Source organism: bacterium, from assembly GCA_019912885.1.
Lineage (GTDB): Bacteria > Lernaellota > Lernaellaia > JACKCT01 > JACKCT01 > JAIOHV01.
This window is the reverse complement of the sequence record JAIOHV010000193.1, coordinates 1-6,959: the sequence shown is the minus strand read 5'-3', so window position 1 is coordinate 6,959 and position 6,959 is coordinate 1. Positions and strand designations below refer to the sequence as shown.

The following is a 6,959-nucleotide window of genomic DNA, read 5'->3' as shown; positions in this document are numbered from 1 at the left end:
ACCCTTCGCTTCGCTCAGGATGACAAGACTTCCGGACTATTCATCCGGGTACGGGCAAGCGGCGATTCCTGCGATTTGCGACGCGGTGCGCCTTGAAACGGCGCGGGTGTCCCCGTACATTGAAATCTCTATTTCGCGGGTCGTACGAAGCATGAAGACAGTCCGGGACATGATGGTGATCGGCGCCGCCGCGCTGGCGGTGTGCGCGTTAGGCGCGGCAGGCGCGTTTGCCAAGGACAAGAAGGACGACTCGCCGGCCGATGACGGGTGGACGCGACCCGCGGGCGCGGACTCGTTTGTCGCCGCGTATCGCGCGCTCGACGCCGAAAAGCCGCTCGATGCGTATCTCGCGTTCGTGGACGTGATCGACTCGGACCCGCGTCTGGCGGAGATCGCCTTGTACGAGATGATGCGCGTCTCCGTGGGCGAGAAGGACGACGCGGGCGCGGCGGACTCGGCCAAAAGTCTTGCGGAGCGCTACCCGGAATCGCCGTTCGCGGACGAGGCGAGCCTTCGCATGGTGCTTGGCCTTGTGGCGAATGGTCAGGCGGGTGAGGCGCTCGACGCGATCGAGCGGCGGCTCGCCGCGCGCCCGGAGGAAGAGCCGGGGGACTGGACGCTGGCGCGCGCGCTCGCCAATCGCGCGCTTGGGCGGCTTCGCCCGGCGATGGACGACGCGTCACGCGTGGCCTACGAGGGCTTCCAGAAAACGGCAACGGAGAGGGCGCGGGATTTGATCCGCGAGTTGCAGGGGCAGGGCGTCGCGCCGACGTACCCCACGCAGGGCCGCCTCGACGAATTGTTCGACGCGTATTTCGACAAGGGTCACTTCATCACCGCGGGCTGGATCGCGGACCGCGCGGCGGCGATTTATCCCGGCACGGCGACGGCGCGGCGGCTCGAAACGCGCGGCGTGGGTTGCCTCATCTACCGCAACCGCTGGGGTTCGGCGCGTTCGGCGTACAAGTCCGCGGCGCGGCACGACACCGCGACGGCGGAGGACCGCGCGCTGGCGGTGGTGTACGCGACGCGCGTCGGCGCGCTTGAAAAGGCGGGCCTCGCGGAGCGTCGCGCGGCGCTTGCGAACGCGGCGCGCATGGCGCCGGGAAGCCGCGCGGCGGCGGAGGCGCATTTCACGCTCGGCAAGTTCGCGATCGACAACGGCGATCACGAAACCGCGGCGCGCGAATACGAAGAAGCCGCGCGCATCGCCAAAAGCGGCTGGCTTGCGTACGAGGCCGCGTGGAACGCGGGTTTCGCACGCTATCTGTCGGGCAAGTTCGATCTGGCGGCCAGGGATTTTCTGGAGCTGATCGAGCAAGACCCGGAGCACAAGGACCGCGACCGCGCGATGTATTGGCGCGGCCGCGCGCTGGAGCGCTCGAAGCTCCCCGACGAAGCCGCCGCGATATACGCGCAGGTGGTGCAGGTGTGGCCGCGGACGTATTACGGGCTCGCGGCGGAGGCGCGGCTGGCCGAGCTCGGGCGCGACGCGACGGCGGCCCGGGGCGATCTTTCGCGCGACGCGGGTGCGGCGATGTGGCCGGGCGTTTTGGCGATCGCGAAGGAGCACCGGCAGGAGGGCGGCGGCGGCGACATCGACGAGGGCGCGCGGCGGGCGCTGATTTCGTGGGCGACGCAAGGGTGGGAACGCACGCGCAACGTGACGGCCGCCGTGCTCGTCCTTGTCGAGGCCGGTTTGCACGCGCACGCCGAGCGGCTTTGCGATGTCGTGTTCGCGCAAATGGACGAGGGCGTCGCGGACGCGCGCGCGCCGTATTATCTGTCGATCGCGTACGCGGCGGCGGGCGACCAGCTCGGTTCGATCAAGGCGGCCGATCTTTCCGCGCGGCTCATCCGCTCGCGGCGCCTGTCGGATCCGGACGGGCTTGTCGCGCGCCGGCAATACCCCTTTTTGCACTTTGACCTCATCGAGAAAAACGCGAAGGAAAAGGATCTCGATCCGTTTCTGGTCATCGCGCTCATCAAGCAGGAGTCGGCGTTTCAGACCGGCGCGCACAGCTTCGCGAACGCGCGGGGGTTGATGCAGGTGATCCCCGCGACGGGCCGGTACATCGCGAACCGGCGCGGCATCAAGGGCAAATACAACCTGTACGAGCCGAAAACGAGCGTGGACTTCGGCACGTGGTATTTCGCGCGCGCGTATCACGCGACGGGCAACGACGTGGCGCGCACGCTCGCGGGCTACAACGCGGGGCCGGGGCGCGCGACGCGGTGGTGGGGCGCGAACGAGGGGCGCACGCAGGAGGAGGTGATCGAGATGATACCCTTCGACGAGACGCGCAACTACGTGAAGATCATCCTGCGCAATTGGGAGATGTATCAGCGCCTGTACCGCGACGAGCCCGACTCGAAGCGCCCGAACGAGTTGCGCGTCCTGACCCGGCGCATCGGCGGCGTGTCCGCGTACGACGACAACTGACGGATAACGCGCGGCGCGATGGTTCTTCTCAACCTCCTGTGCGCGTGCGCGTTCATCGCGGCGGCGGCGTTCGGCCCGCGCGGCGCGGATGCCGCGGCCGGGCGAATCCATGCCGTTCTCGCCCGGCCGATCGCGCGCGCGGTCCTTTCGGCGGCGCTCGCCAGCATTGTCGCGCTTCTGTTTCTGAGCCGCGCCGCCGGCGATTATTTCCCCTTCGACGACAGCTACATCTCGCTTTCCGCGGCGCGCAACGTCGCGGAGCATTTCGAGCTTGCCGTCGTGCGCGGCCGGCCGCTCGCGGGCGTGACGAGTCCGCTGCACGTGCTCGTTACCGGCGCGCTCGGCGCCGTGATCGGCGTGGAAACGGCCGCGCGCGTCATCTCGTTTGCCGCGTTTCTCGCGGCGGTTGTCGTCACCGGTTTTTATGCGGAGCGCGTGTGCCGCGATACGCGCGCGTTTTTCCTCGCGGCGGGGCTTGTCGCGCTTGGCGGACCGATGCTTTTCGACATCGGCAACGGCATGGAGACGTCGCTGTTCGCCGCGCTTTTGATCGCGGCGTTCGCGATGGCGGACGGGCTTGCGCGCGGCGGCGACGCACGGCGGCGCGCGTGGATTGCCCCGGGCCTGCTTGCGGGGTTGACGATCGGGGCGCGGCCGGAGGGCGCGTTTGTCGCGGCGGCGGCGTTGGGGATGCCGGCGGCGATTCGCGTTTTACGCGCGCGGCGGATTGAGCGCGAAGCGATCTCCCCCTTCATCCGCGCGGGCGTCGTCGCGCTTGCGATCGCGGCGCCGTTTTTGATCGCGAACCTCGCATCCACGGGGCATCTGCTGCCGGCGACGGCAAGCGCGAAGTCGATCTTTTTCAAGAAGGGCGAGTGGTTTTTTCCCGATCCGCGCGAGCTTGGCCGGCCAATGTTCATCTTTTTGTACTCGGCGCAATGGGTCGGCGTGCTGGCGCTCGCGGGATTGCTGGCGGCGCGGCGGTGGGCGGAAGCCGCGTTTGTCGCCGCGTTTTTCGCGCTGTACCTCGTGCGTTTCCCGGATGCGCTCGCGCATTACCGGGCGCGTTACATGCATCCGCTGTGGCCGCTGCTGGCGCTTGGCGCGACGGGCGCGGTGCATCAGGGGATGGCGGCCGCGCGGTGGGCGTGGAAATTGAAGATTGAAGATCGCCGATTGAAAATCGGCACGCGCGAGGCGGCGGCGCGATTCGCCGGGAGCGCGGGCGGTACGCGCGAGGCGTGGGGATGGCGCGTGGCGCGGCTGTTTTTCGCGGCAATCGTCGTGTTTCAGGCCGCGGAGACGCTGGCGTGGTTTCGCATGATGTATCGGCAGGATACGGAGACGACGGCGGACTTCCTGATGCCGATGGTGGAGCACGTCAAAAAGATCACGCGCAAGACCGATCTGGTCGCGGCGCACGATGTCGGCGCGCTGATCTACTTCAGCCGGCGCCGGGTGCTCGACATGGTCGGCCTGACCGATCGCTCGGTCGCCGAGCGGCTTGCGATCGAAAACGCGGGACCGGCCGCGATTCCGGGGATACTCGCCGAACGCCGGCCGCGCGTTGTCGTCGTCATCCGGGACTGGAACGAAGGATTTCTCGGGCTGACGGCGTCAAACCCGAGCCGCTTTCACCTCGTGTGGAACAGCGAGCCGAATTACGCGACCGGCGCGATTTACGATATGTATTTGTATCGGTAAGGCGATCGCGCGGTGGTGTCCGCCGGGGATCAGGCGTAGCGATCGACGAGAAATCCGGTTTCGTTCAGGCCCTTCGAGGCGCGCTCGACATCGTCGTAAAACGCCGCCTGGGCGGGGATGTAGCGGCGCCAGGGGGAATGGTCGCGGCGCAGGGCGTCGGGGCCAAGTTCCGTGATCGTCAGGCGCGGCGCGCGCGCCACGGCCGGCGCCGGCGCCCTGGCGCCGACGATAAACGCCTGCTCCCGTCGCGGCAGCGCGGGGCGGCGATCCTCCCCGCCGGTGCCCGGAAGGCCCGGGCGCAGGGGTACGATCGCAAGACTTTGCAGGCCGCTGACGTTCATCGCGGGCGCTTCACCCCCATGATCCAACTTCCAATATACATTTTCCCGCGTATTTGACGCGAAGATCAAGAGAAATTTTATCAGGAAGAAAAAAAACAAGTGCCGTCCCACGAGCGTCATGGATCGCAAAATCGCCGCCCGTGGATAAAAAGTGATCCGCCGTCGCGGCGAGGAATCGCCCCCGTCGGGCGAGGTTGGAGCGGGCCAAAAAGGGGCGTAAAATGAAAAATTCGGCGAACGCCCGCTTTGAGGAAGTCCTTGTTGAACCGTCGTCGTCTCCGAAACCACCGGCACGCCGTCCTGGCGGTGATCGTGCTTGCCCTGACCGTCGCCCCTACGGCGCCCGCGTCGGCGAATGATCCGCTCGTGCGCGCGGTCGCCCGGGATGCGTCGGGCGTGACGGTCGATGTGCGCGTCGGGGATGTCGCCATCAAGCGCGATGGGGCGAGGGACGCCGTTTCGATTCCCGGTGCGTCGGTCGTCGGGCGCGAGGGCTGGCCGATCGTGCCGTCGATGACGCGCCTTGTGGCGGTGCCGGGCGGGGCGCGCGTTTTGGTCGCGGTCGAGCACGTCGCGTTCGCGGAATACCAAGATGTCGATCTCGCGCCGCAGCCGCGGCTCGTGACGGATCTTCAAGCCGATCCGGCCGCGGCGGCGGACCCGATCGCCTATACGCAAAACGAATGGTTTCCCGCCAATCTCGCGTCGGTGGAACGCGTCGGGAGCTGGCGCGGCGTCGAAACGGCGCGGCTGACGCTCGGCATCGCGCAATACAACGCCGCGAAGCGGCGCTTGCGCGTGGCGACGGAACTGCGCGTGCGCGTCTCGTGGGACGGCGGAACGGTCGCGTCGATCGACGCCGCGCACGCTCGCGCGATGTCCGCCGCGCTTCTGAACGCGCCGGCGCCGGACGGTGCCGCGAACGCCCCCGCGCCGGGCGCGGACACGAACGTGCTCATCGTCGTGCAGGACACGTACGGCGATTCGCCGTCGGTCGCCGAGCTCGTTTCGCTCTACGAGGGGGACGGGTTGACGGTGGAGGTGGAAAAGATCGGCGACATCGGCGCGCTGGAGGGCACGGCGCTCAAGGCGCACATCCAGTCCGTTTACGACGCGGCGACTCCGCCCCAGCTTGCCGGCGTGGTGTTTGTTGGTGACGCGGGCCCGGGGAAGATCCCCGTCGCCGAGGGTCCGACCGGCTTTACGAGCGATTGGCCCTATGCGTTTCTTGACGGCGACGACCAGCTCGCGGACATCGTCGTCGGGCGATTCCCCGCCGCGAACGAAGACGAATTGGCCTTGATGGTTCAGAAGACCATCGACTGGCGCGCGGGCGAGAACGCGGGCGATTATCTGGGCACGGCGGTGCTGATTGCGCACAAGCAGGGGTATCCGGAAAAATACACGGCCGTCAGCGAGCAGATCCGCACCCGGACTTACGCGCTGGCGGCGCCGTCGTTTTCGACGCAATACGGCGGCGAGGACGCCACCAACGCCACTCTGACGTCCGAGATCGACGCGGGGCGCATGATCGTGAATTACCGCGGGCACGGCGACGCGTGGAGCTGGCTGACGTGGTCGTCGACTTCGGAGTTTTACAAGGCCGAGCAGGTCGCCGGGCTCGCAAACGAGGATCGGCCGGCGATCGTGTTCGCCGTCGCGTGCGACAACGCGGACGTGACGCAGTCGGCGCGCAGCTTCGGCGAGGCGTGGATGACGCGGGACGGCGGCGCGACGGCGCTCGTGGGCGCGGTGCACTCGAGCTACACCGTGCCGAACCACGATTTCAACCGCTTCCTTTTCGAGTCGATCTACGACGACGGCGTCGCGACGCTCGGCGACGTGCTCGCGCTCGCCAACGCGCGGCTATTGGCGTTTTATGCCGCGGACCCGGTGTACCGCCAATACGCCGAGGCGAACGTCGACATGTACATCTGGCTTGGCGATCCGTTCCTGAAACTGCCGGTCGAGCCCGCGAAGGCGCCGTCGAACTTCCGCGCGGAACCGATCGACACGTCGTCCGTTTCGCTGTCGTGGAACGATTTCGTGGACGGCGAGGACGGATTCGACGTGGAGGAATCCGCCGAACCGGCGGGACCGTGGAGCGTCGCGGCGTCGCTTGCGGCCGGCGCGACGGGGTACACGCGCACGGGGCTCGCGGAGGCGGAGTCGCGCTATTTCCGCGCGGTATCGGTGATCGGCGGCGAGCGCCATCCGTCCGCCGTTGCCAAGGCGCAGTCGCTCGCCGTGCCGCCCGACAACCTGTCGGCCGCGCCGCTCGGAACGCAATCCCTGCGCGTCGCGTGGCGCGACAATTCGAACGGCGAGACGGGATATCGCGTCATGCTGCGCGAAGAGGGGAAGACGGATTTCGTGTTCGCGGCGCTCGCCGGCGCCGACGCGGAAAGCGCCGAGGCCGGCGGGCTTGCCGAAGCGACGCGGTACGACGCGCTCGTCGAGGCGGTCACCGC

At 67.9% G+C, this 6,959-nt stretch carries 4 protein-coding genes; 3 read left to right on the top strand and 1 reads right to left on the bottom strand.

Features of this window, described 5'->3' with window-relative positions; all coding sequences use genetic code 11:
- The first annotated feature begins 151 nt into the window (after positions 1-151).
- Together K8I61_16955 and K8I61_16950 are read left to right on the top strand one after the other, a co-directional pair.
- Complete coding sequence (locus K8I61_16955) at positions 152-2,443, top strand: transglycosylase SLT domain-containing protein (protein ID MBZ0273731.1); 2,292 nt, start codon at positions 152-154, stop codon at positions 2,441-2,443.
- An 18-nt stretch (positions 2,444-2,461) separates the two neighbouring features.
- The gene (locus K8I61_16950; protein MBZ0273730.1) at positions 2,462-4,147 is read left to right on the top strand and encodes a hypothetical protein; all 1,686 of its coding nucleotides are present in this window, start codon (positions 2,462-2,464) and stop codon (positions 4,145-4,147) included.
- Between the two features lie 29 nt (positions 4,148-4,176).
- Here the strand turns inward: K8I61_16950 and K8I61_16945 are convergent, their stop codons facing one another.
- Positions 4,177-4,488 carry a hypothetical protein gene (locus K8I61_16945; protein MBZ0273729.1) on the bottom strand — a complete coding sequence of 104 codons (312 nt, stop codon included), beginning with the start codon at positions 4,486-4,488 and terminating at the stop codon, positions 4,177-4,179.
- A 261-nt stretch (positions 4,489-4,749) separates the two neighbouring features.
- Here K8I61_16945 and K8I61_16940 point away from each other — a divergent pair.
- A partial coding sequence (locus K8I61_16940; protein ID MBZ0273728.1) for a hypothetical protein occupies positions 4,750-6,959 on the top strand: 2,210 nt, incomplete at its 3' end.